At 64.3% G+C, this 24,074-nt stretch carries 28 protein-coding genes; 15 read left to right on the plus strand and 13 right to left on the minus strand.

The window, feature by feature from the left end; genetic code table 11:
* Positions 1-9 precede the first annotated feature (9 nt).
* The gene (locus RFM52_RS30225; RefSeq protein WP_320296421.1) at positions 10-1,494 is read right to left on the minus strand and encodes a carboxypeptidase M32; all 1,485 of its coding nucleotides are present in this window, start codon (positions 1,492-1,494) and stop codon (positions 10-12) included.
* A 146-nt stretch (positions 1,495-1,640) separates the two neighbouring features.
* On the opposite strand from RFM52_RS30225, the gene RFM52_RS30230 reads away from it, so the two are divergent.
* Positions 1,641-1,994: a DUF1304 domain-containing protein gene (locus tag RFM52_RS30230; RefSeq protein WP_320296766.1), complete on the plus strand. Its 354-nt coding sequence runs from the start codon at positions 1,641-1,643 to the stop codon at positions 1,992-1,994.
* Positions 1,995-2,188: 194 nt separating this feature from the next.
* Here the strand turns inward: RFM52_RS30230 and RFM52_RS30235 are convergent, their stop codons facing one another.
* The 9 genes from RFM52_RS30235 to RFM52_RS30275 form a co-directional block, all read right to left on the minus strand.
* Positions 2,189-2,614 (minus strand): hypothetical protein, encoded by a 426-nt coding sequence (locus RFM52_RS30235; RefSeq protein ID WP_320296422.1) that lies wholly within the window; start codon positions 2,612-2,614, stop codon positions 2,189-2,191.
* Between the two features lie 251 nt (positions 2,615-2,865).
* Complete coding sequence (locus RFM52_RS30240; protein ID WP_320296423.1) at positions 2,866-3,894, minus strand: peptidoglycan -binding protein; 1,029 nt, start codon at positions 3,892-3,894, stop codon at positions 2,866-2,868.
* A 1-nt stretch (position 3,895) separates the two neighbouring features.
* Positions 3,896-4,918, minus strand: coding sequence for a MotA/TolQ/ExbB proton channel family protein (locus RFM52_RS30245; protein ID WP_320296424.1), 1,023 nt, complete (start codon positions 4,916-4,918; stop codon positions 3,896-3,898).
* Positions 4,919-5,041: 123 nt separating this feature from the next.
* A complete protein-coding gene (gene trhA / locus RFM52_RS30250; protein ID WP_320296425.1) occupies positions 5,042-5,734 on the minus strand; it encodes a PAQR family membrane homeostasis protein TrhA in 693 nt (230 codons plus the stop codon).
* 115 nt (positions 5,735-5,849) lie between these two features.
* Positions 5,850-6,650, minus strand: a complete 801-nt coding sequence (locus tag RFM52_RS30255) for an inositol monophosphatase family protein (RefSeq protein WP_320296426.1) — start codon at positions 6,648-6,650, stop codon at positions 5,850-5,852.
* Positions 6,651-6,673: 23 nt separating this feature from the next.
* Positions 6,674-7,240 (minus strand): elongation factor P, encoded by a 567-nt coding sequence (gene efp, locus RFM52_RS30260; RefSeq protein WP_320296427.1) that lies wholly within the window; start codon positions 7,238-7,240, stop codon positions 6,674-6,676.
* A 116-nt stretch (positions 7,241-7,356) separates the two neighbouring features.
* Positions 7,357-8,475, minus strand: coding sequence for a tetratricopeptide repeat protein (locus RFM52_RS30265; protein WP_320296428.1), 1,119 nt, complete (start codon positions 8,473-8,475; stop codon positions 7,357-7,359).
* A 1-nt stretch (position 8,476) separates the two neighbouring features.
* Positions 8,477-9,124, minus strand: a complete 648-nt coding sequence (locus tag RFM52_RS30270) for a thiamine phosphate synthase (RefSeq protein ID WP_320296429.1) — start codon at positions 9,122-9,124, stop codon at positions 8,477-8,479.
* 84 nt (positions 9,125-9,208) lie between these two features.
* On the minus strand, positions 9,209-9,784 hold the full coding sequence (locus RFM52_RS30275) for a PH domain-containing protein (protein ID WP_320296430.1): 576 nt from the start codon (positions 9,782-9,784) through the stop codon (positions 9,209-9,211).
* A 117-nt stretch (positions 9,785-9,901) separates the two neighbouring features.
* Here RFM52_RS30275 and RFM52_RS30280 point away from each other — a divergent pair, with 117 nt between their 5' ends.
* On the plus strand, positions 9,902-10,630 hold the full coding sequence (locus RFM52_RS30280) for a class I SAM-dependent methyltransferase (protein WP_320296431.1): 729 nt from the start codon (positions 9,902-9,904) through the stop codon (positions 10,628-10,630).
* A gap of 120 nt (positions 10,631-10,750) precedes the next feature.
* Here RFM52_RS30280 and RFM52_RS30285 read toward each other — a convergent pair whose 3' ends face one another.
* The gene (locus RFM52_RS30285; protein ID WP_320296432.1) at positions 10,751-11,209 is read right to left on the minus strand and encodes a GNAT family N-acetyltransferase; all 459 of its coding nucleotides are present in this window, start codon (positions 11,207-11,209) and stop codon (positions 10,751-10,753) included.
* Between the two features lie 160 nt (positions 11,210-11,369).
* Here RFM52_RS30285 and RFM52_RS30290 point away from each other — a divergent pair, with 160 nt between their 5' ends.
* Positions 11,370-12,140: a sulfite exporter TauE/SafE family protein gene (locus RFM52_RS30290; RefSeq protein WP_320296767.1), complete on the plus strand. Its 771-nt coding sequence runs from the start codon at positions 11,370-11,372 to the stop codon at positions 12,138-12,140.
* A gap of 32 nt (positions 12,141-12,172) precedes the next feature.
* Here the strand turns inward: RFM52_RS30290 and RFM52_RS30295 are convergent, their stop codons facing one another.
* Entirely contained in the window at positions 12,173-12,724 is a 552-nt protein-coding gene (locus RFM52_RS30295) for a DUF2269 family protein (RefSeq protein WP_320296433.1), read from the minus strand.
* A 559-nt stretch (positions 12,725-13,283) separates the two neighbouring features.
* On the opposite strand from RFM52_RS30295, the gene rcdA reads away from it, so the two are divergent.
* From rcdA to RFM52_RS30335, 8 genes are all read left to right on the plus strand, one after another.
* Positions 13,284-13,811: a protease adaptor protein RcdA gene (gene rcdA, locus RFM52_RS30300; RefSeq protein WP_320296434.1), complete on the plus strand. Its 528-nt coding sequence runs from the start codon at positions 13,284-13,286 to the stop codon at positions 13,809-13,811.
* Positions 13,812-14,085: 274 nt separating this feature from the next.
* Positions 14,086-15,150 (plus strand): glycosyltransferase family 2 protein, encoded by a 1,065-nt coding sequence (locus RFM52_RS30305; protein ID WP_320296435.1) that lies wholly within the window; start codon positions 14,086-14,088, stop codon positions 15,148-15,150.
* Positions 15,151-15,640: 490 nt separating this feature from the next.
* A complete protein-coding gene (gene ruvC, locus RFM52_RS30310; protein WP_320296436.1) occupies positions 15,641-16,159 on the plus strand; it encodes a crossover junction endodeoxyribonuclease RuvC in 519 nt (172 codons plus the stop codon).
* A gap of 44 nt (positions 16,160-16,203) precedes the next feature.
* Positions 16,204-16,473: an AbrB/MazE/SpoVT family DNA-binding domain-containing protein gene (locus RFM52_RS30315; protein WP_320296437.1), complete on the plus strand. Its 270-nt coding sequence runs from the start codon at positions 16,204-16,206 to the stop codon at positions 16,471-16,473.
* Complete coding sequence (locus RFM52_RS30320) at positions 16,451-16,870, plus strand: type II toxin-antitoxin system VapC family toxin (RefSeq protein WP_320296438.1); 420 nt, start codon at positions 16,451-16,453, stop codon at positions 16,868-16,870. The genes RFM52_RS30315 and RFM52_RS30320 overlap by 23 nt, the downstream gene beginning before the upstream one ends.
* 10 nt (positions 16,871-16,880) lie before the next feature.
* Complete coding sequence (gene ruvA, locus RFM52_RS30325) at positions 16,881-17,501, plus strand: Holliday junction branch migration protein RuvA (protein WP_320296439.1); 621 nt, start codon at positions 16,881-16,883, stop codon at positions 17,499-17,501.
* Positions 17,502-17,544: 43 nt separating this feature from the next.
* Positions 17,545-18,582, plus strand: coding sequence for a Holliday junction branch migration DNA helicase RuvB (ruvB, locus tag RFM52_RS30330; RefSeq protein ID WP_320296440.1), 1,038 nt, complete (start codon positions 17,545-17,547; stop codon positions 18,580-18,582).
* Positions 18,583-18,714: 132 nt separating this feature from the next.
* Positions 18,715-19,617 carry a metallophosphoesterase gene (locus RFM52_RS30335; RefSeq protein ID WP_320296441.1) on the plus strand — a complete coding sequence of 301 codons (903 nt, stop codon included), beginning with the start codon at positions 18,715-18,717 and terminating at the stop codon, positions 19,615-19,617.
* A 15-nt stretch (positions 19,618-19,632) separates the two neighbouring features.
* Here the strand turns inward: RFM52_RS30335 and RFM52_RS30340 are convergent, their stop codons facing one another.
* Positions 19,633-20,883: a glycoside hydrolase family 5 protein gene (locus RFM52_RS30340; protein ID WP_320296442.1), complete on the minus strand. Its 1,251-nt coding sequence runs from the start codon at positions 20,881-20,883 to the stop codon at positions 19,633-19,635.
* A 52-nt stretch (positions 20,884-20,935) separates the two neighbouring features.
* On the opposite strand from RFM52_RS30340, the gene ybgC reads away from it, so the two are divergent.
* From ybgC to RFM52_RS30360, 4 genes are all read left to right on the plus strand, one after another.
* A complete protein-coding gene (ybgC, locus tag RFM52_RS30345; protein WP_320296443.1) occupies positions 20,936-21,409 on the plus strand; it encodes a tol-pal system-associated acyl-CoA thioesterase in 474 nt (157 codons plus the stop codon).
* A 309-nt stretch (positions 21,410-21,718) separates the two neighbouring features.
* The gene (tolQ, locus tag RFM52_RS30350; RefSeq protein ID WP_320296444.1) at positions 21,719-22,429 is read left to right on the plus strand and encodes a protein TolQ; all 711 of its coding nucleotides are present in this window, start codon (positions 21,719-21,721) and stop codon (positions 22,427-22,429) included.
* A gap of 9 nt (positions 22,430-22,438) precedes the next feature.
* The gene (gene tolR, locus RFM52_RS30355; protein WP_320296445.1) at positions 22,439-22,900 is read left to right on the plus strand and encodes a protein TolR; all 462 of its coding nucleotides are present in this window, start codon (positions 22,439-22,441) and stop codon (positions 22,898-22,900) included.
* Positions 22,901-22,908: 8 nt separating this feature from the next.
* Positions 22,909-24,063, plus strand: coding sequence for a TonB family protein (locus RFM52_RS30360; RefSeq protein WP_320296446.1), 1,155 nt, complete (start codon positions 22,909-22,911; stop codon positions 24,061-24,063).
* The last annotated feature ends 11 nt before the right edge of the window (positions 24,064-24,074 follow it).

Below are 24,074 nucleotides of genomic sequence, written 5' to 3' on the forward strand. Positions count from 1 at the left end.
CGCTACGCGTCAATTGCCGTAGCGCCTGCGCAGGTGCTGCGTGAAGTAAGTGGCATTGAGCTTTTCGCCGGTGGCGCGCTCGAGCAGGTCCGGCGTCGACCAGCGCGAGCCCTGCGACCAGATCTTTGCGCGACGCCACTCGTTTACGGCGCTGAAATCGCCCTTGGCGAGATCCTGGTCGGCGGACGGGTGCTCCCTGGTCAAAGCCGCCCATTGCTGCGCCGCCATCATGGCGCCGAGCGTATAGGAAGGGAAATAGCCGAAGGCGGCGCCCGGCCAGTGCACGTCCTGCATCGGCCCGTCGGCGGGGTTGTCGATGGTCGAGAGGCCGAGATAGTCGCGCATCTTGGCGTCCCAGGCTTCGGGCAGGTCGGCGACCTCCAGCCGGCCGGACACGAGCTCCTGCTCGAGCTCATAGCGCAGGATAACATGCAACGGATAGGTGACCTCGTCGGCGTCGACGCGGATCAGGCCGCGCTCGACATGGTGGACATGCGGCAGGATGTCGTCGAGCGACCAGGCTTCGCCGAGATGCTTTTCGACCACCGGCAGCGCCCAGCGCCAGAAGGCCGGGTTGCGGCCGATCTGCTTTTCGACGAACAGGCTCTGGCTCTCATGCACGGCCATGCCGCGCGCCTTGCCCAGCGGCCAATGCGACCAGGCTTTCGGCAGGTTCTGCTCGTAGAGCGCGTGGCCGGTCTCGTGCAGCACGCCCATCAGCGCCGACAGGAAGTCGGAGGTCTTGTAGCGGGTGGTGATGCGCACGTCGGTCGGCACGCCGCCGCAGAAGGGATGGTGCGACACCGAGAGCGAGCCATGGGTGAGGTCGAAGCCGACCGCCGCCATCATGGCCAGGCCGAGCTCGCGCTGGCGGTCGACGGCATAGCTGCCCGACAGCGGCTTCAACGGATGTTTCGCCAACCGCGCATCCTGCACGGCCAGCGCGCGCGGCAGGAAATCCTTGAGGAAGGCCTTCAGTTCGGCGAACACCGGGGTGATGTCGGCGGCGCGGTTGCCGGGGTCATACTGCTCCATCAGCGCGTCATAGGGGGCGAGGCCGACCGCGTCGGCGCGCAGTGCTGCTTCCTCGCGCACCAGGGCCACGACGCCTTCCAGCGCCGGCAGGAAGCCGGCCCAGTCGTTCTTGGCGCGCAGGTCGCGCCAGAGCTGCTCGGAACGCATGCGCGCCACCGTCTGGCGCTCGACGAATTCGACCGGCAGGCAGGTGAGGTTGGTGTATTGGCGGCGCAGTTCCCGCACCGCCGCCTGCTGCTCTTCGCCCAGCGGCTCGGCTTCGGCGGCGGCAATCCAGTCGCCGATCTCCGGCGCGGTCGCCTGGGCGTGCAGCATGCCGGCAAGCGAGGACATCGCCTCGGCGCGCTTCTCGCCGCCGCCGACCGCCATATGGGTCGCCTCGTCGGCGCCGAGGATGGCCAAGGCATGCTCCAGCGCTTCGAGCTTGTGGCCGAGTTGGTCGAGTTTCTGGAAAGACATGATGGATCCCGAGGTCAATTTGGCTGGCGCGAAAAGATACCAAGGCGCCGAGCTTGGCAACCCTGTCCGGTCGCGATGGGGTCAGCCGTCTTGCCTTGCGAGCCTACTGCGTGATCAATGCCTTCAACAAACTGCTGGAGGGGACAATGGTCGGCAATATCCTGGTCGGGCTGGTGGCACTGATCCACTGCTATATCGTCTATCTTGAGATGGTGTTGTGGGACACGCCGCGCGGCCGCAAGGCGTTTGGACTGACGCCGGAATTCGCCAGCGCCTCGAAGGTGCTTGCCGCCAACCAGGGGCTCTATAACGGCTTTCTCGCCGCGGGCCTGATCTGGGGTCTCTATCTCGGCGCCGGCGGGTTCCAGGTCAAGATGTTCTTCCTGCTCTGCGTCGCCGTCGCCGGCCTCTATGGCGCGGCGACCGTCGGCCGCAAGATCCTCTTCATCCAGACGGTGCCGGCGGTGCTCGCCATCGTCGCGCTTTGGCTCGGCCTGTGATCGAAACGGGTATGCGATCGAAAAAGGACGCCCTCGGGGCCAGGTCCCGCGGGCGCCAGTTGGTCCCTTCCTGTGTGATCAGAGCAAATGCTCTAAGCATGTCTCCCGAAAGTGGGCCCGGTTTCGGGACAAAGACATGCTTAAAATCAAAAACTTAAAGCAGGTCGCGTGAATTCTTTTTCACGCGGCCTGCTTTAACCGTTCGGGTAATTCCCGCCATCGTCGCCGTCGCCCATCATGAAGCCGCTGCCGGTGTCGTTCATCAGCCTTTGGTCGACATTGTCGAGACGGCGCAGCAACTCATGGTATTGCGCGGACGGGATCCTGCCGTGATCCGAAGCCGCGACATGTTCCGCGGCCTGGCTGATATGCGCGGCGCGCATATGCAGTTGCTGCGCTTCCGAAGCGGAGATGTTGTTTGCCTGCCGGGCGTCGGTGATGCCCTGATCCACGCCCTGGACCTGATCGATAAGGCTGGTCACGCGCGGGCCGGTGAAATCGGTTGGAGCGGTCGCGTCGAGAAGCCCCTTGTGATGTCCGGCCGCATAGGCGCCGGCGAGCGGGGCCGCGATCAGCGCGGCAGCCAGGGTTACAGTCTTGAGAGATGTTGAAGCGCGCATGGCGGCGCATCCTCCTGCAGGGAAGGAAGCGGTCCTGCCGCATTGCCTTCCGACCTTTCCGGGCCGTCCGGTTCCGTCGCGTCGCGATGGGAGGCATCGCCGGCGGTCCCCGGCCCTGCGTAGCAAATTAGGTGCGTCGATTCGCGATGTGTAATTAAAAAAAGATAATGTTTTCAGGCCTTGCCGCCAGGACTTGTCGCGCTAAGTATTCAGCCGACGAACAACTTCCCGTGACTTTCTGTGATAATGGGTCACCGTTCTGTGAGCTTCAGTTCAATTCGGCGGTTCTTGCCGCGCGCCTCATCGGTGTCGGCCGGGTCGAGCGGCTGGAACTCGCCGAAGCCGGCGGCTACCAGCCGGTTGGCCGGCACGCCGTTCTCGATCAGGAACTTCACGACGGACGTCGCGCGCGCGGTCGACAGTTCCCAGTTGTCGCGATAGCGGCCGGTGCCTGACAGCGGCTTGTTGTCGGTGTGGCCGTCGACGCGCAGCACCCAGCTGATCTCGGGCGGGATTTCCTTCTGCAATTCGATGATGGCGTCGGCGAGCTTCTTCATCTCGACCTTGCCGGCGTCGTTGATCTCGTCGGAGCCGGTTGGGAACAGCACCTCCGACTGGAAGACGAAACGGTCGCCGACGATGCGGATGTTCTCGCGGTCGGCGAGGATCTCGCGCAGCCGGCCGAAGAAGTCGGAACGGTAGCGGTTGAGCTCCTGGACGCGCTGCGCAAGTGCTACATTCAGGCGGCGGCCGAGATCGGCGATCTTGGTGTTGGAGTCGTGGTCGCGCTGCTCGGAGACGTTGAGCGCGTCCTCCAGCGCGCCGATCTGCTTGCGAAGGGCCGCTATCTGCTGGTTGAGGATCTCGACCTGGCTCAGCGCCTGCTGGCTGATCTGGCGCTGGTTGCTGAGCTCGCCGGTAAGCTGGTCGGCGCGCTTGTTGGCCGCGTCGCCGGCGCCGGCGCCTTGCGCCAGCAACTGTTCGAGGCGGCTCTTTTCCGCTTCCGACGCCGACAGCGAAGCCTGCAAATTGGCGAGCGAGTCTTCCTTATCCTGGCTGTTCGAGCGCTCCAGCGCCAGCAACTGGGTCAGTTCGTTGATCTGCGAGTTGAGGCGGTTCAGCACCGTGTCCTTGCCGGAAATCTCGCGGCTGAGCAGGAATTGCGCCAGCACGAAAACCGTGAGCAGGAACATGATGGCCAACAGCAGCGTCGACAGCGCGTCGACGAAGCCAGGCCAGTAGTCGATGCGGCGGTCGGCGCGCCGTCTTGCCAGCGCCACGTCAGTGGACCCCTTGCTTCTTCAGCGCGTCGGCGATCTTTTCCAGCGTGTTGCGCATGGCCTTCTGCTCGTCGGACTGGGCCTCGACCCAGTCGCGCATGATCTGCTGCTCGGAGCGCATGTTCTTCACCAGCCCCGAGATACCGTCGGCAAGATTGGCCATGGCGGTGGCGACGCGCGGATTGGAGCCGCCGCCATTCTCCTGCAGGCTGCGTAGCCGCTCCGACAGCAGGCGGATGTCCTCGGAGGATTCGGTTGTCTTCGACGTGTCGGAGACCACGATGTCGGACGACAGATCGGTGACAGAGGACAGCCAGTTCTCCAGTTCGGTGTAGAAGCGGGTCTGGGCGCGGCCGGCCTGCAGGTCGAGGAAGCCCAGCACAAGCGAGCCGGAAAGGCCGAACAACGAGGACGAAAACGCGGTGCCCATGCCGGCGAGCGGCGCCGACAGGCCCTGTTTCAGCGCGTCGAGAACGGCGGCCGCATCGCCGCTGCCCGGGTCCAGCGCCTCGATCGTCTCGCGGATCGAGGCGATGGTGTTGAGCAGGCCCCAGAAGGTGCCGAGCAGGCCGAGGAACACGAGCAGGCCGACCAGATAGCGCGAGGTGTCGCGGCTTTCGTCGAGGCGCGTGGCGATGGAATCCAGCATCGTGCGCATCGACGAGGTCGAGAAGGCCATCGAGGACGAACGGCCGATCATCGCCTTCATCGGCGCCAAAAGAACCGGCTCGGTGGTCTCGGAGCCGGCGCGGAAGGAATTGACCCAGCGCACCTCGCGGAACAGCCGTCCGACCTGGACGAAGGCAAGCAGGATGCCAACCGCCAGCACGCCGACGATCAGTCCGTTGAGGCCCGGATTGCTGGAGAAGGCGGTCGATATCTGGCGGGTGAGGATGGCGGCGATGAAAGCGACGATGATCAGGAAGATCACCATGGTGAGCAGGAAGACCTGCGGGCTCGACAGCTTGTGCGGATCATAGACCAGGACGTCCGATCGCCTGCCGAAGGATCTGAGAAAAGCCATCCGTGCCCCGTTTCCGATGCCACCGCCGCAGAATTGCCGCGACTCTAAACGGAATTGTGACCAAATTGAATGGCGCTTGGCAATATGGCCTGACAGGCCCGCGCCACAGGCCTAGCTCATGCTCTAGAACCGGTTGACGACAAGGCAGTCGACCATGGCGGCCAAATGAAGGCCGGCGCCGGTGACGACGAAGCCGTGCCAGACGGCATTGTGGAAGCGCAGGCCCTTCCAGGCGAAGAAGATGACGCCGCAGGAATAGACGATGCCGCCGGCGATGAGCAGCGCGACGGAGGTCGTCGGCAGCGTGTGGACCAGCGGTCCGGCGAGCACGACGCCGCTCCAGCCGATGGCGAGATAGAAGACGATGGCCAGCCGGTCGTAGCGGCCGGGCACGAACATCTTGATGGCGATACCGGCCGCTGCCGCGCTCCACACGACGACGATCATGGGCAGCGCCAACGGCGAGTTGTCGAGCTGGGCGAGGAAGGGCGTGTAGGTGGCGGCGATCAGCAGATAGATCGCGGCGTGATCGAAGCGGCGCAGGATCCATTTCGCCGGCCACGACACCGGCCACAGATTATAGGCCAGCGAAACCGAGAGCACGGTGAGCAGCGACACCACGTAGAACACTGCGGCGATATATTCGCCCGGACCGGAATGGAAGGCGGCCAAAGCCAGGAAAGCGGAGCCGGCCGCGATCGCCAGCACGATGCCGACCGCGTGGACGATGCCGTCGGCGATCATTTCGGCACGCGAATAGTGCCAGCGCCCGACAAAGGGGATTTCAAGCGTTGTATCTGGACGCGCGTCGTTCATCGATGATCCTGCAACGCCTAATCTGGGCGCTTGCGGACCAGTATTTCAAGCTTCGGTTGCGGTTTTGCGACTAAAGGCGCGCGTCCTTTCGACGCGCGAAGGACGCCATAGTCAGTCAGCGAGCAGCCAATGGCTTCTTCACGGTCTTGAGCAGCGCGCGCTGGATGAGCTCGTTGCCGGCGACGACCTCGCCATTGTCCAGCATGTCCTGCGCGCCATCCATGTCGGAGACGAAGCCGCCGGCTTCGCGCACCAGAAGGATGCCCGCCGCGATGTCCCAGGAGGACAGGCCGGTTTCCCAGAAACCATCCATGCGTCCGGCCGCGACATAGGCGAGATCGAGCGCGGCGGAACCCAGGCGGCGCACGCCGGAGACTTCGGCCATGACGTTGCGCAGCTCGATCAGGAAATTGCCGTGCTGGCCGCGACCGAGATGCGGCACGCCGCAGCCGATCACCGCGTCGGTCAGCTTGGAGCGCCCGGCGACGCGCAGCCGCCGGTCGTTCATGAAGGCGCCGCCGCCGCGCTCAGCCGTGTAGAGCTCGTCCATCGCCGGATTGTAGACGACGCCGGCGACGACCTGGCCCTGGCGCTCGAGGGCGATCGACACGGAGAAGAGCGGGATGCCGTGCAGGAAATTGGTGGTGCCGTCGAGCGGGTCGACGATCCAGCGGTGCTGGGCGTCCTCGCCTTCGACCGCGCCGCGTTCTTCCATCAGGAAGGCGTAGCCCGGCCGCGCCTTGGAAAGCTCGGTGAAGACGATCTCTTCGGCCTTGCGGTCGGCCTGGCTGACATAGTCGCCCGGCCCCTTCATCGAGACCTGCAAGTTCTGCACCTCGCCGAAGTCGCGCGACAGCGAGCGGCCGGCCTTCATCGCGGCCTGGACCATGACGTTGAGGAGAGCGGAACGCGCCATTTTTTTCTTCCTGCTTTTTGCCGTTAATCCGCGCGGCGCACGTAGGTGATTTCGTTGGTGTCGACGATGATGCGCTCGCCGGCCGAAATGAAGGGCGGCACGAGAACGCGGATGCCGTTCTCCAGCACCGCCGGCTTGTAGGAGGAGGCGGCCGTCTGGCCCCGCACAACCGGGTCGGCCTCGGTAATGGTCAGCGTCACCTGGTCGGGCAGCGAAATGCCGATCGGCCGCTCCTCGTAAAGCTGCACCGTCACCATCATGCCGTCCTGCAGGAAGGCGGCGCGCTCGCCGACGAAGTCCTTCGCCAGCTCGAGCTGCTCGTAGCTTTCGGTGTCCATGAAGACCAGCGCGTCGCCCTGCTCGTAGAGGAACGAAAAATCCTTCAGGTCGAGCCGGATCTGCTCGACGGTCTCGGCCGAGCGGAAGCGCTCGTTGAGCTTGGTGCCGTTGATCAGGTTCTTCAGCTCGACCTGATTGTAGGCGCCGCCCTTGCCCGGCTTGACGGTGTTGGTCTTGACCGCCACCCACAGCCCGCCATCGTGCTCGATGACATAGCCGGGACGGATTTCGTTGCCACTGATCTTGGCCATGATGAACTGATCCGGAATGAGATTTTTCTGGCGCGGGGCGCGCTTTGGCGCCTCCAAGACCACAAATTGCGCATAGTAGCAAGGGAGGCCGGACATGCCGTCCGTGGCGCTATGCGTCAAGGCAGGCGATTTGCCTTCTGCAGCGCCTGCTTGGTCTGGTCGTCGTCGAGGCCCTGCAGGAAATCGTCCATCTGCGGGTCGATCAGGCCGGCGCGGCGGGCGACGATGTACCAGGCGCCGGCCAGGATCAGGTCCGGATCGGTGCCGATGCCGCCCATATAGAGCTTGGCGAGGCGGTTCTGGGCCGCGACATTGCCGCCTTGCGCCGCCCGCTTCATCCAGGCAAAGCCCGATTTCAGGTCGCGCGGGCCGCCGCGTCCCTCGATCATCCAGGCGGCGAGGTCGACCTGCGCGGTGTCGTAATTCTGCCGCGCGGCTTGCGCCAGCAGAAGACGCGCCTGGGCGTCGTCATGCGGCTTGCCGCCGGCGCCGTTGGCGTAGAGCTGCGCCATCGCATATTGGGCGTCGGCAAGGCCGGTGGCGGCGGCGCGCTCATAATAGACGGCGGCCTTCACAAGGCCGCCGTCGCCGGGATCCTGCTGGACGAGCAACTGGGCGAAGTTGAACTGCGCAAGCCGGTTGCCGGCCTCGGCCGAGGCCTGCATCAGCGCGAAGGCGCCCTTTTCGTCCTTCTTCGCATAGCGGCCGTCGAGCAGCATCAGCGCATATTGGAACTGCGCCTCCGGCACGCCCTGCTCGGCGGCCAGCGCATACCATTTGCTGGCCTCGGCCGGATTGAGCGGCACGCCCAGCCCGCGCGACAGGATTTCGGCCACCAGCGTCTCGGCCGCCGGATCGCCGTTCTTGGCGCGGTCCATGGCAAGGTTGTAGGCGGTCTTGTAGAGCCCGCGCTGGAAGGCGCCATAGGCGGCGTCCGGCTGCTTGGCGCCGAAGCGGTCGGGATTGACGGCGTCGGCCGATGGCGGCGTCATGGTGGCCGGCTGCGGCAAGGTGTTCTGGATCGGCTTGTCGATATGGGGAGCGCCGCCGAACCTGCTCGCGTCAGGCGCGCCGGCGTCCGGCGTGCCTGCGTTGGGCGTGACCGTATTCGGTGTGCCGGCGTCTGGAGAGCCGGCATCCGGCCGCGGCTGCGGCAGCGGGACGGTCTGAGCCGCCGTCGCGGCCTGCGCAAACAAGCCGGCCAGGACAACCAGAGGAAGGACACGCAGGCGCATGTCAGCTCTCGAAGCGCGGCGCGGTTTGATCGAGCAGCGCGTTGGCGGCGGCGATCGCCGCCCGCGGGTCGCGCGCGTCAGCAAAGACGGCGCTGGACAGCGCCACGAACTCGGCGCCGGTCGCGGCCACCGTCTCGACGGAGGCAAGCTCGGAGCCGGCCATGACGATGCAAGGGATCGAGATCATTTCCGCCCACCATTCGCCGAGGGCGAGGTTGCGGTGATGCGGCTCTGGCTTGTTGTCGTAGCCGAAGCGGCCGAAGAACATGTAGTCTGGCCGCGCTTCGCCGAGATCCAGCGCTTCGTCGCGGGTCTTGGCGCCGCCGACGCCGACCATCATCTTGCCGGCCACCCGCTCGATCGTCTCGGCGAGCTCACCGGGCTTGACTTCGACATGGATGCCGTCGGCCTGGACGCGCCCGGCGATGCGGCTGTCGCCGGCAATGATGACGGCGACGCCGGAGGCCTGCGCTATCGGCACGATCCTCTCGGCGAAGGTCTGGAAAGAGGCATCGTCCATGCCGTTGTCCGGCAGGATCAGCGAGGCGACGTCGCCGCCCTCGAACGCCGCGCAGATCTGCTCCGCCGACACGAGCGGCGGCGCGATCAGCACGATGCGGCAGCGGTTGGGCGGGTTTATATCGTTCATTGGCCTTCGATCCCGGTTTCGCCTATGCCGGGCGAACATGGTTGCATTGCGGCATAGAGCAAAGGGGGCGGCTTGAACAGTCGGCTATGCGGCGGACGGAGACCGGTCCGCACGAGCATCGTCGCGCCGGGTCTTCATGATGAGATCCAACACGCGCTGCGGCTGTTCGATTCCGAGAAACTGCGGGACCGGATCCAGCGCCGGAAACCACCCGTTCATCCGTGAGAATGGATATGCCGACATGGCGGCTCCGAAGCGCAAGGTCCCCTTCGTCGCCGTTTCGCCGGTCAACTGGACGTCGGGAATGCGTTCGAGATCGATCGAGGTGAAGTTGGCGGACGGGGCGCCGCGCAGGATCAGGATACGCTTGTTGGTGACGGCGTAGCATATCCGCCGCCTCAGCCAGGCGTCGAATATGAACCTGCCGAAAACCATGAAGAGGCCGACGCAGACGAACATCGCTCCCCAGGCGTCAAAGAACAGTGGCGCGCCTTGCCTCGTCGCCGAATAGGTCCAGAAAATCGCAAAGCCGCACCAGAGCAGGCTGAACGGGATCAGAAAGACGTCGCGACTGGAGAACAGCAGTCCCTGCGCGGGCGTCCCACTCCACAAGATGCGTTCATGCGGCAACAGCCGGCCTTGAAAGAGTTGATTTTCCACGCAGCCACCCGCCACTTTCCGCCGGTTCATTCATTGCATAAGTGGTGTTTCGGCACCAATGCAAATCTCGGCTTCCGGACTTGCAGGCGGCCGGCAACGGGCTGCGAGGACAGGCACATGGCGCAAAATATCTACGACCATCCGGATTTCTTCGATGGCTATAGCCGCCTCGGCCGCTCGGTCGAGGGCCTGGAGGGCGCGCCCGAATGGCCGGCGCTGCGCGCCATGCTGCCCGACGTCGATGGCGCAAGCATTGTCGATCTCGGCTGCGGGTTCGGCTGGTTCTGCCGCTGGGCGCGCTCGCATGGCGCAAGAGAAGTCCTAGGCCTCGACCTCTCGGAAAAGATGCTTGCCCGCGCACGCGCCGCCGGCTCCGACGGCGGCGTCACCTATCAGCGCGCCGACCTCGATGAGCTCAGTCTGCCGAAGGCGCGTTTCAATCTCGCCTACAGTTCGCTTGCGCTGCATTATGTCGGCGATGCAGCGCGCCTGTTCGCGACCGTCCATCGGGCCCTGGTGCCCGGCGGAGCCTTCGTCTTCTCAACGGAACATCCGATCTATATGGCTCCGACCGATCCGGGCTGGTCGGTCGATGCCATGGGCAGGAAGACATGGCCGGTCGACCGGTATCTGGTGGAGGGGCCGCGCAGCACCGACTGGTTCACCAAGGGCGTCGTGAAATATCACCGCACCATCGGCACCACGCTCAATCTGCTGATCCAGGCCGGATTCAGCATCGGGCATGTCGAGGAATTTTGCCCGACGGACGAGCAGATCGCCGCCCGGCCGGAACTCGCCGAGGAGCTGGAACGGCCGATGTTCCTGCTTGTTCAGGCGCGGCGTTGAACGGCCAGACGCTGGCCTAAAGCGCGCCGTACTGAAACGGATTCAGGCGACGCGCTTTAGGTCTTTGTTTTGATGCATGTCGTTATCCCAGAACCGCTGCGCACTTCTGGGCGACATGCATTAGAGTTCAAGCTTGTAGCCGACGTGGCTGGCCTTGAAGCCAAGGCGCTCATAGAAGCGATGCGCGTCGGTCCGGCTCTTGTTGGTCGTCAGCTTGACGAGCCGGCAGCCCCGCTCGCGGCATTTGTCGATCGCCCATTCGAACAGGTGCTGTCCCAGCCCTTCGCCGCGCCGGCTCGACGCGACGCGCACCGCCTCGATCAGGCCGCGACGGGCGCCGCGCAGCGACAGTCCGGCGATAAAGGTGATCTGCAGCGTGCCGATGACGTCGTCGCCGTCGGTCATCACCGCGAGGAACTGGTTCGGATCGCCGTCTATCGCCGCGAAGGCGTCGAGATAGGCTCGCGACAGCGGCAGCCCGGCGTCTTCGCGGGCCTGGCCGAGCGCATCGTCGGCAAGCATCGCGACGATTGCCGCCACGTCCGCTTCGCGAGCCTTGCGGATGCTGATGGCGCTCATTTCCATACCTCGAGACAGCGAGCCGATCGAAAACGGCCCTGACAGCGCGGCGGCCGTCGATGCCGGCTCGGCAATAGCGGATGCCGGCATTAATGACTATCCCGGCGGCGCCATTCTGCGCTATGGCTGGCTCCCCGCCTTCTCCAACCTTCCCTTGCCGATGTCAGGCCTGCTCAGCGATCCGTGGTTCTATGCCGCCGCCATTCCGGCGGTGATCCTTGTCGGCCTGTCGAAGGGCGGCTTCGGTGGCGCCGTCGGTTTCGTCGGCGTGCCGCTCATGGCGCTGACCATTCCGCCGGTTCAGGCGGCCGCCATCCTGCTGCCGATCCTGTGCCTGATGGATGTGGTTTCCGTGTGGAGCTGGTGGGGCGTCTACGACCGCAAGATGCTGGTCGACATGATGCCCGGCGCCGTCATCGGCATCGGACTTGGCTGGCTGACCGCGGCCTTGGTCACCGAGGAGATGGTGCGGCTGATCGTCGGCGCGGTCGCGCTGGTGTTCGTGCTGCGCTGGCTATATTTGCAGTTCCGCCACGGCACCGGCCATGCGGCGGAGCCGAACCGCATCGCGGCGGCCTTCTGGGGCACGGTCGCAGGCTTCACCAGCTTCGTCGCCCATGTCGGCGGTCCGCCCTTCCAGGTCTATGCGCTGCCGATCCGGCTCGACCCGAAAGTGCTGTCGGGAACAGCGGCGATCTTCTTTGCCGCCACCAATGCGCTGAAGCTCATCCCCTATTTCGCGCTCGGCCAGTTCGACACCACCAATTTGACCGCTTCGGCGGTGCTGATGCCGCTGGCGCCGCTTTCCACCATTGCCGGCGCGTGGCTGGTGCGCCGCATGCGGCCTGAGATATTCTACCCATTCACCTACGCGACCGTCGCGGTGGTCGCCGTCAAGCTGTTGTGGGATGGCATTGCCGGTTTCTGGTGAGGCCGGCCGCAAGGCAGCCTCACCAGAAGGATTCAAGCGGCGCTCGGCACCATCTGGCGGCCGCCGCCGAAGGCGAGCGCGGCGCCCAGCGCAACCACCATCGCCATGCCGGCAAGAATGCCGATGTCGTGCAAAGTGGGCTTCAGCACCATGTCGGCGATGATCACCAGCATCACCGCATAATCGAGGCGCGCCCATTTCATCATGCGCTGGCCGATGGCAAGAACCGCCGGCGTCACGCCCTGCTCGGCGACCATGGCGCCCATGCGCTCGCCGGTCGGCTTGAAGACGAGCATGCCGATCGAGAAGGTGGTGGCGTAGCCGACGAGGCCGATGACGATCCACAGCTCGGTAAAGCCGACCCAGAAGCCGCACATGATGAGGCCGAAGGCCAGCGTCAGCATCGACATCGGCGCGAAGAACCTGCCGCCGAGCTGTCCGCTGGCGCGCATTGCCTGCAGCTTGTCCTCGATGTTGCCGGCACGCTCGGCCAGCACGCCGAGCAGGAACAGCACGAAGCCGCCGCCGACCCACAAAACGGCCGAAACGACGTGAAGGAATTTGACGATCGAATACCAATCCATGATTTGCTCCCGGATATCCCGCCTGGTTTCGAGCGGCGCGGATCCGCGCGCCGCTTCAGAGGAGCGGGCTTTTGCGTGGCGCGTGTTTCGGAACGATGTCGCGGCGGCGGCCAACATGTTTCGATGGCCGGGTTCGGCGTTCGAAGGTCCGGTTTTCAGACGATCCCGGGCGGCGAAGCCGGCTGTCCTGTTCCGGCATAGGAAAGCGCGGCCGCTTAAAAAATCGTCGCCGTGTTAAGGGTTCATTAAGCTTTACGGGCGTTTACTATGCGCATCCAGTTTTGCTGGATTCTTACCGAGTGGTTGGAGCCACTTTGTTTGACGCCTCCCTGTTAAACTCCTGAGAGCCGCCTTATCCGCGGCTCTTTTTTTGTCCGCGGGCGGCAGGCTGGCGCCATCCGCTTGCGGATGGCTGGAGCGAGGCCGGCGTTAACCGTTTGTTAAACATGCGCTTGCCTTCATGGGCATCGAAGCGCATTTTCAAGCCTCAGTCATTTAGGGTGCGGGCCACGTCGGCGAGGATTGCCGAATCGGCTTGCGGCAGTGCAGGGGCGTATCGATGAACGAGCCTTCGAAGGGCGCGAAAACCATTAAACTGGCGGAGCGCCGGGTTTTCTCCCAATCCTTCAAGCCGCTCTACCAGGAAGGCATGGGGCTGGTCGAGCAGGCCGCCGAATATCTCGATGGCAAGGGCAGGCTCGAGGCCAAGAAATTGTCGCGCACGGCGGCGACGCTCTATGCGGCCGAATCGATGCGGCTGACCACAAGGCTCATGCAGGTCGCCTCCTGGCTGCTGCTGCAGCGTGCGGCGAATTCCGGCGAGATGACGCGCGACCAGGTGGCCTCGGAGAAATCCAAGGTGCGGCTCGACACGGCGTCGGCGCATGACGAGGCGCTTGGCTGGAACGAGTTGCCCAAGGATTTTCTGGACCTCGTGACGCGCTCGCTGCGCCTGCAGGCGCTGGTGCGGCGCATGGACGAGGAAATCTATGGCGGTGTCATCAACGACACGCACGCCCCCAGCCGGCGGGCCAACCCGGTTTCCGACCAGATCAGCCTTTTGAACACGGCGTTCGCGCGCGGCTGAAACCGCGTTTGCAACAAAAGCATCCCTAAACCGAGCCGCGATTTGGCGAGCCGTTTTGGCCGCAAGTCGAACGCCTGCGACTCCGACCGCTTCGATATTGCGGGCAGCCGTCATAGCATTTGAAGACCATGCCGGCCTTCGCGAGAAAGATCACCCTTGCCTTGACGAGATGAGACCCTAGTTGGGGCCGTTCGCCGCAGCCCGGTCGACCCGAGCCGGTTCTGCAGGACAATCACCGTCACCGTGACCAAAGCAGATTGCGAGGCTTGATCCCGTGCATTCGCCATTGGACCGCATCCCGGTATCGATCATCATCCCCAATTATAACTACGACCAGTTCCTGGGACGCGCCATCGACAGCGCGTTGGAGCAGGACCACCGAAATGTCGAGGTCGTGGTCGTCGACGACGCATCGACGGATGCGTCGGTGGCCGTCATCGAATCCTACGGCGACAGGATCCGCCCGTGCCTGAGGCACAGGAATGGCGGCCATGCCGCCGCGTTCAATACGGGGTTCGAGGCGAGCAAGGGGGAGATCGTTCTTTTCCTCGACGCTGACGATTACCTCTATCCGAACGCCGTCTCCGAGGTCCTGGACGAGTGGGACTCGGATGTCGCCCAGGCGCAGTTCAGATTGCATCTCGTCGATGAGGACCAGCGTATCAAGGATGTCTTCCCACCTCCGGAACAGCCATTCGACTCTGGCGATGTCGTGCCGGAATTGTTGCGAAAGGGGCGGTACCGCACGACGGTGACAAGCGGGCTGGCGTTCGACCGCGAGGCCCTGGAAACGATAATGCCCATGCCCGAAAGCGATTTCCGGCAGGGCGCCGATGGCTATCTCGCGACGCTCGCGCCGCTGCACGGGGAGGTGAAATCCATCGACACCTGCCTTGGCGCCTACCGCATCCACGGCTCCAACCATTCGGTCTTTGCCGAAAGGCTTGCCGAGCGGGCGCGCTGGCGCGTGGAGCATGATTTCCGGCGCCTTGAGGCCTTGTCCGGCCGAGCCGCCGAGATCGGTCTCACCGTATCGTCGGATGCCGGCCTTCGCGATCCGGTCCATCTCGAAGAGCGATTGGCTTCGCTCTGTGTCGACGAGCCTCAGCATCCGGTCACGACCGACTCCCGGCTGGGATTGGCAAAAGCGGGCGCCGCCGCCAGTCTGGAAATGAACGCATCCTGGCGTCGGCGGGCTGCGCTGGCGGTCTGGTTCCTCTGCATCGGAATTCTCCCGCGGCGCATGGGCAATGCAGTCCTGGCCTGGAAGCTGGTCGCATCGTCCAGGCCGGCATTTCTCACACGGCTGTCGAAAGCTATCCGTCGCGTGACGAACTAGAACCTCGACACAGGGATTTTGAAAGGTTGCCGTTTGTCTTGGCGCAAGATTTTCCATCAATCAGCGCAACGCTGGAGATTGGTCGAAGCCGCCCCTACCTCGTCATTCTATGGCGGAGCAAGGAGCGAAGCGACGCGGCGCAGACCATAGAATCCATGCCATGACTTGGAAGCGTCGCTGCGGTGCAGAATTCTGCTCCGTTGCACGCCTTGGCGAAGGTAACGGCATGGATTCTAGGGTCTGCGCGCCGCTGCGCGTCGCTCCGCCCTAGAATGACGATCGCGAAGGGCGTTTCGGCCAATCTCCAACGAACGTATGCCACCTGCCGATGCAAATAGGGCCGATCGGTCAAAACTTCGGTGCAGTGCCACCAGCCGAGATTGGACAATGCCGGCGCGAACGCCGGACCAGGATGCCCATTGGATCGCGATCGTTTCCGGTTTGTTCACATTTCGCTGGCATCGCTTGCCGCCACGGCTAAACTTGGCGCATGGGGGAAGCGATTCGCATCATCGGCATCGATCCGGGGCTGAGGCGCACCGGTTGGGGTATTATCGACAGCGTCGGCAATTCGCTGCGCTTCGTCGCGTCCGGCACGGTGCGGTCCGACGAAAAGGAGTCGCTGGCGACAAGGCTCTGCCAGCTGCATGACGGCTTGGCCGAGGTGCTGCACCAGGCCATGCCGCATGAGGCAGCGGTCGAGCAGACTTTCGTCAACAAGGATGCGACCGCGACGCTGAAGCTCGGCCAGGCGCGCGGCATCGCCATGCTGGTACCGGCGCGCGCCGGGCTGGTGGTCGCCGAATACGCCCCCAACGCCGTCAAGAAGGCGGTGATCGGCGTCGGCCACGGCGAGAAGAAGCAGATCCACATGATGGTGAAGGTGCTGATGCCGAAGGCTGTCTTCGACACCGACGATGCCGCGGACGCTCTGGCCATCGCCATCTGCCATGCGCATCACCGCCCGAGTGCGGCCTATCGGATGGCTGCTCTGGTAGCTTGTTCTTGACTTGTTCTCATTTGCCCGGTAAGTAATACCTCGGAGGTATTACCATGCGTGTGACCACCAAAGGGCAAGTCACGATCCCCAAACAAATAAGGGATCACCTGGGCATAGGCCCGGGTTCGGAGGTCCAGTTCGTGGCCACCGACGAGGGCGCCCGGCTTGTCGCCGTCAACGAAAACATTTCGGAGGAGGAAGCTGCCCGCAAATTCAAGGAGATCCTCGACAAGATGGAGGGGACGCTGGATTTGGGCGGCATGACGACGGACGAGTATATGGAGTGGTTGAGGGGACCACGTGAAAATCTCGACGTTAATTGACACAAACGTGCTCATTGATGTCTGGGGTCCGGCTGGGCCGCTGACGGAATGGTCCGCGTCGGCGATCGTCTCCTGCCGACGCGATGGCGCGCTGGTCATCAACAGCATCGTCTGGTCCGAGCTTGCTCCTCTGGTCGCTTCCGAAGCAATGCTGAGGAAAGCAGCCGAGAGACTTGAAATGGATCGCGAGTTTTTGCCTTGGGAAGCCGCATTCCTGGCTGGGGTGGCACATTCCCGTTATCGGCGGGCCGGCGGTGTTCGGGAGCGGACCTTGCCGGATTTTTTCATTGGCGCTCATGCGGCCGTCGCCGGTCACCGCCTCTTGACGCGCGACGCGCCTCGCTATCGCAGTTATTTCCCAGACCTCGAAATCGTCTCTCCGGAAACACATCCATGAAGGCCAGGCCATGATCGGCAAGCTGAAAGGCACGCTGGACGAGATCGACGAAGACTCCTGCCTCGTCGATGTGCACGGCGTCGGCTATGTCGCCCATTGCTCGGCGCGCACGCTTGCCGCGCTGCCGTCGCCCGGCGAGGCGGTGGTGCTGTTCATCGAGACCTATGTGCGCGAGGACATGATCCGGCTCTACGGTTTCCAGAGCGCGTTGGAGCGCGAGTGGTTTCGCCTCTTGATGAACAATGTGCAGGGCGTCGGCGCCAAGGTGGCGCTGGCTATTTTGTCAACGCTGGCGCCTGCCGACCTCGCCAATGCGATCGCGCTGCGCGACATCGCCATGGTTTCCCGCGCGCCCGGCGTCGGCAAGAAGGTGGCCGAGCGCATCGTCACCGAATTGCGCAGCAAGGCGCCGGCCTATGCGGGCGCGGCCACCGGCACGATCGGCCTCAAGCAGGAACTCGGCGAAGGGGTGGCGGCCGCACCGATCACCGATGCGGTCTCGGCGCTGGTCAATCTCGGCTATTCGCGCGACATCGCGGCGAATGCGGTTGCCGCGGCGCTGAAATCGGCCGGCGAGGGCGCGGATGCGTCCAAGCTGATCCGCTTCGGGCTGAGGGAGCTGGCGCGGTGAGGCAGCGCTTGTCCCGCCATCGGTCCTATGCAAGGAAGGCGGCATGAGCCTTTCGCCCCGCCTCATTGCCCCCGACAAGCGCGGCGAGGATGCCGACCAGACGCTGCGGCCGCAGTCGCTCGACGAGTTCGTCGGCCAGGCGGCGGTGCGAGCCAATCTCAAGGTCTTCGTCGATGCCGCCAAGGGTCGCGGCGAGGCGCTCGACCATGTGCTGTTCGTCGGGCCGCCCGGACTGGGCAAGACGACGCTGGCACAGATCATGGCGCGCGAGCTTGGCGTCAATTTCCGCTCCACCTCCGGGCCGGTGATCGCGAAGGCGGGCGATCTCGCAGCGCTGCTCACCAATCTCGAAGAGCGCGACGTCCTCTTCATCGACGAGATCCACCGGCTCAATCCGGCGGTCGAGGAAATCCTCTATCCGGCGATGGAGGATTTCCAGCTCGACCTGATCATCGGCGAAGGCCCGGCGGCACGCTCGGTCAAGATCGACCTCGCCCGTTTCACGCTGGTCGCGGCGACAACCCGACTCGGGCTGCTGACCAATCCGCTGCGCGACCGGTTCGGCATTCCGGTGCGGCTCAATTTCTATACGGTCGAGGAGCTGGAGCAGATCGTGCGCCGCGGCGCACGCATCCTGTCGATGCCGCTCGGCGACGACGGGGCGGTGGAGATCGCGCGCCGCGCGCGCGGCACGCCGCGCATTGCCGGCAGGCTGTTGCGCCGGGTGCGCGACTTCGCCAGCGTCGCGGGTGCCGCGCATGTCGACAGGAAGATCGCCGACGAGGCGCTGATAAGACTTGAGGTCGACGCGCTCGGCCTCGACGCGCTCGACCGCCGTTACCTGTCGATGATCGCGCGCAATTTCGGCGGCGGCCCGGTCGGCATCGAGACGATCGCGGCGGGGCTCTCAGAGCCGCGCGACGCGATCGAGGATATCATCGAGCCCTATCTCATCCAGCAGGGCTTCATCCAGCGCACGCCGCGCGGCCGCGTGCTGACCGCCAATGCCTGGCGCCATCTCGGGCTCGACCCTCCGAAGGATATCGCCCAGCAGCAGATCAGCCTGTTCCAGGAAGAGTAACGCAGATTTGTTCGCCGTTTGGCAGCGCAACGGCTCGTCTGCGCAGAATCTGCGCGCCTTGGCCTAGCTCAGGGCGCAATTGCCGCCTTTAACGCAGCTTCCTGATAGAATCCCAAGGGCTTGGGCCGATTCATGATCACCAGACGCGCCTTCCTGCGCCTTGTCGGCGGCTCGGCCTTCAGCCTGGTGTCGCTTGGCGCTTATGCCGTCGGCATCGAGCCGATGCTGCTGACCCACGTGAAGCGCTACACGCTGACGCCGCCGCACTGGCCGGCCGGGCTTAAATTGCGCGTCGTGGCGTTGGCCGACATCCATGCCTGCCGACCCTGGATGACGCCGGAACGGATTGCGGCACTTGCCGAGGAAGCCAATGCGCTGCAGCCGGACGTCATCGTCATGCTTGGCGACTATCCCGCCGGGACCCGGCTGGTGACAGGCTGGGTGAACGCGTCGGAATGGGCGTCAGCGCTCTCCGGGCTCAAGGCGCCGCTCGGCGTGTACTCGATCCTCGGCAATCACGACTGGTGGGAGGATCGCTCGGCGCAGGCAGCCGGGGCGGGGCCGACCATCTCCCGCAAGTCACTGGAGGCGGTCGGCATTCCGGTGCTGGAGAACGACGTCGTGCGCCTGGAAAAGGACGGCCAGGGTTTCTGGATCGCCGGGCTCGCCGACCAGATTGCGCTGTTGCCGAACAAGGCCGAGGGCCGCAGGGGGCTCACCGGCCTCGATGATCTTCCCGCCACGCTGGCCAAGGTCGGCGACACCGCTCCCATCATCCTGCTGGCGCATGAGCCGGACATTTTTCCCAAAGTGCCCTGGAGGGTTTCGCTCACCTTGTCCGGGCACACGCATGGCGGACAAGTGCGGTTGTTCGGCTATTCTCCGGTCGTGCCCTCTGCCTATGGCAACCGCTATGCCTACGGCCATGTCGTCGAGAACGACCGAAATCTGATTGTCTCGGGAGGACTAGGCTTCAGCATCGCCCCGGTTCGTTTCGGAGTGCGGCCGGAAATCCTGCAGATCGATCTGGGATAGTCCGCTTCCAGCGCCTCAGCGCAGCGACCTGATCATATCCATCACGTCCGGCTCGGCCTTCTCGCCGTCGAAGGCGTCGACCACGCCGAAGGCGCCGCCATAGCTCCACACCGACCACGAAAAGCCGTGCGCCTCGGCGCGGGCGATCATGTCGCGCACATAGGCCGCGCGATATGCGGCCGGCATGACGAAGCCGTTGCCATATTCCTTGCGGATCATGCCGAATTCGCCGAGCGTGATGTCCTGCGGCTTGACGCCGTTGGCCTTCGCCCAGGCGTCGACCGTGGCGAACGGCGCGTCCATCACGCCAAGCAGCTTTTCGGAACTGTCCATCGTCGCCACCTGCTCGTCGAGATAGCTGAGCAGGCCGCTCTGCCGCGCCCAGGGCGCCTCGGCCTTGATCCGGTCGCGAATCGTGTCCAGCGTCAGGTCCAGTTGCGCGCGCGGCACAGCCGTCAGCGGATAGGGCAGGCCGGTGACATAAGGAATGAAATCGCCGGCCCAGCTTGCGCCCTGATGTGTCAAAAGAAACGGATCGTAGGAATGGAAAGTCCAGATGATGTTGTCATCGGCGATCGTCCTAGGGTCGATTTTAGCCAGTGACTCCGCGTTCGAATAGCAGCCGCCGGTCAGGATCAGCGTGAGCCTGGTGGCGGAGGCGCGGGCGGCCGCGAACAATTGCTTCTGGCGGCCGGGCCAAAGATTGGTGCCGTTCGCGTCGCAATCGACCAACGGCTCGTTCATCAACTCCAGCGCGACCTGATTGGGGTCTTCCTTGGCCAGCGTCCGAGCCATCTCGCGCACCAGCTCGGCATAGGCATCGAAGACGGCCGGGTCGTGCATCACCTCGTTCATGCCGGTCTTGCGGTTGCCGCCAGCGGGGATCAGATGCAGGTCGACGATCACCTTCAGGCCGGCGCGGTTGATCATGCGCGCCGAGTCCAGCACGCTGGCATAGAGGTCGTCGCGAAGGGCCGCGGTCCGGTCCGAAAGAAAGGGCGCGGGATCGACCGGCATGCGCAGGAAGTCGAGGCCGGCATCCTTGAGCGCCTTGAGGTCGTCCTCCTTGAGGAATTTGCGCCACTCCGGATAGGGCAGGATCGCCTGGCGCTCCCCCCATTTGTCCTCGGCCGGCCAGGTCACCCACTGGTCGAGATTGAGGCCGCGTTTCATCGAGAAGGTCGCTGCCCCGGCCGGCAATGGCAGCGTGCCGAGCGCAAGCAACACCGCCAGCAAGGTCTTGATCATCGTGCCCAACAATGCCATCCCGTTCCCGCGCGAAAACACCTGCCTGTTCGGGCCTGAAAAGGAAAGCGCGATGGACGATCATGGTGAATCGGCGGCGCTCAGCGCCGGGCTTTCCGGAGCGCTGACGGAATTCGGCCATCGGCTGATGGCCCGAGTCTACTATGCCGACACCGATTTCTCCGGGGTCGTCTACCATGCGCGCTATCTCGAATTCCTCGAACGCGGCCGCTCCGACTATCTGAGGCTGACCGGCGTCCACCACACCGAACTCCTGGACGGCAAGCATGGCGAGCGCATCGTCTGGGTGGTCCGGCGCATGGAGATCGACTTCCGCTCGCCGGCCCGCATGGACGATATCCTCACCATCGACACGCGCACTGACGATATTTCCGGCGCCCGCATCTTCATGGGCCAGCAATTGAAGCGCGGCGGCGATGTGCTGGTTGAGGCGAAAGTCGAGGCGGCGATCGTCGGCGAAAACGGCCGCCCGAAGCGTTTCCCGAAGGAATGGATTGCCGCTTTTATGCCGAAGGCCAAGGCCTGAGCCTTCGCTTGCCCGCACAGTCTCGAAGCCATTGACCAGACGGCGCCGGCCGCGGGCTGGCCCAAGCCAAGCGCGGCAATGCGCCGCGCCTTACATCCTAACCCATCCTTAACCATAACGGTTCATGAAGGAATTGGCGAAGATTGGCGCAATTCGTGCGCCTTCCTTTCACCAATATTTGCCTCGAAAAGGCCGTGAAACGGTGCATTCGGGGCTTATCCCGCAAGCTTCACGCTTCGCGCGATCGGACCAAAGGGATGCCATGGGCCAGCCGCCAGCGATGCCCGGATAATCTTAAGGACTTAAGTCATGGAAAACATCGCACTCGCCGACCCGGCAGCGCATTTATCGATCTGGGCGCTGTTCATGCAGGCCGGCTGGGTGGTCAAGCTGGTCATGATCGGCCTGCTCGGCGCCTCGATCTGGACCTGGGCCATCATCATCGACAAGCTCGTCGCCTATAGCCGGATGAAGTTGGCGCTGAACCGCTTCGAACAGGTCTTCTGGTCCGGGCAATCGCTTGAAGACCTCTACCGCACGCTGGCCGACCGCAAGACCACCGGCATGGGCGCGATCTTCGTCGCCGCCATGCGCGAATGGAAGAAGAGTTTCGAAAAGGGCGCGAAATCGCCGCTGGCGCTGCAGACCCGCATCGACAAGGCCATGGACCTGGCATTGACGCGCGAGATGGAAAGGCTGGAAGGACGCCTTGGCTTCCTCGCCACCACCGGCTCGGCCGCGCCCTTCATCGGCCTGTTCGGCACCGTCATCGGCATCATGACGTCGTTCCAGGCGATCGCCGCCTCGAAGAACACCAGCCTTTCGGTCGTGGCGCCCGGTATCGCCGAGGCGCTGCTCGCCACCGCGATCGGCCTGCTCGCGGCCATCCCGGCGGTCATCGCCTACAACAAGCTGTCATCGGATGCGAACAAACTCGGCGTGCGCATGGAAGGGTTCTCGGATGAGTTCTCCGCCATACTCTCGCGCCAAATCGATGAAAAAGTAGCGCAGAAGGCCTGAGGAACGATCATGGGGATGTCTGCTGCTGGCGCAGGTGGCACGGGGCGAGGTGGACGCGGCCATAGGCGCCGTGGCCGTCACCATGCCCTGATGTCGGAGATCAACGTCACGCCGATGGTCGACGTGATGCTGGTGCTGTTGATCATCTTCATGGTCGCGGCGCCACTACTCACCGTCGGCGTACCGATCGACCTGCCGGACACGCAGGCCAAGGCGATGAATGTCGACACGCAGCCGATCACCGTTTCGATCGACGCCGCGGGTAAGATCTTCCTGCAGGAAACCGAAATCCCGATCGAGGAATTGGTGGCCAAGCTGCAGGCGATTTCCAAGACCGGCTATGACGAGCGCATCTTCATCCGCGGCGACAAGTCGACGGACTACGGCACCGCGATGAAAGTCATGGCCCGCATTTCGGCCGCCGGGTACAAGAATATCGGCCTGGTCTCGCTGCAGGAACAGGATCAGTAGACGAGAAGATGCGCACCGGTCTTACCTCATCGGTGATATTGCACGCGGTGGCGCTGGCCTTCGGGCTGTTCACGCTGTCGTCGCCGCCGGCCATGCCTGCCAGCGACGTGGAGTCGGTGGCGGTCGACATCGTGCCGATGGAAGCGATCGCGCAGACGCTGCAGGGCGACAAGAAGTCGGTGATGCATGACAAGCCGGCGCCGTTGCCGACCAAGCGTCCCGATGTCGTGCCGAACGCCCAGAAGGTCGGCGAGAACACCGTCGACACCGACAAGCCGGTGACGGACGAAGCCAAGCCGAAGCCGGTCGAGAAGACGGCGGCGCCGCCGCCCGCGCCGACGCCGACCGAGAAGCCGGCGGTCGAGGACGTGCCGAAGCCGCAGGAGAAGCCGAAGCCGACCCCGGCGACCGAGGTAGCCCCGACGCCGACGCCGAAGGAAGAGGTCAAGCCCGAGCCGGTCAAGCAGACGGAGCCGAAGCCGACGCCGGCCAAGCAACCGGCGCCGACACCGCCGAAGGACACGACCGCGGCCATCCCGAAGGAAGAGGTGAAGCCGGACGCCGTCGCCGAGGCGATCGATCAGCAGCAGCCGACCGAAGAAGCCAAGCTGCCGGACTCCGCGCCGGCGCCGGAAGCGCGGCCGAAGCCGCAGCCGGCCCAGGCCGAGAGCGCCAAAGCGCCGGACCGCAAGGATGCGGAAAAGCCGGTCAAGGAGGCTTCCTCGAAGCCGAAGTCGGATGAAAAGCAATTCAACGCCGACGAGATAACGGCCCTGCTCGATAAGCAGAAGCCGTCCGGCGGCGGCGCCAAGCGCTCGACCCAGCAGGCCTCGCTCGGCGGCGAAAAGGACCAGGGCCAGAAGCTTTCCAAGTCGGAGCAGGGGGCGCTGGAGGACCAACTCGGCGGTTGCTGGACCCTTCCGGTCGGCCTCGAAGGTTCCGAGAACTTCACCGTGGTCATCCGTTTCAACCTGAATGCCTCCGGCAAGCTGGAGGGCCGCCCGACCGTCGAGAAATCAAGCGGCAACCCTCAGTTCGACGCCAGCGCGGTTCGCGCCGTGCAGAAATGCGATGTCGCCGGCCTGCAGGTTCCCGCCGGCAAGCAGGACATATGGTCTGACGTTCGCGTCAACTTCGACCCGAGAGCGATGCTTGGTCTTTAAGCCTGAGCGTC

This window comes from Mesorhizobium humile, from assembly GCF_033977215.1.
Lineage (GTDB): Bacteria > Pseudomonadota > Alphaproteobacteria > Rhizobiales > Rhizobiaceae > Mesorhizobium > Mesorhizobium humile.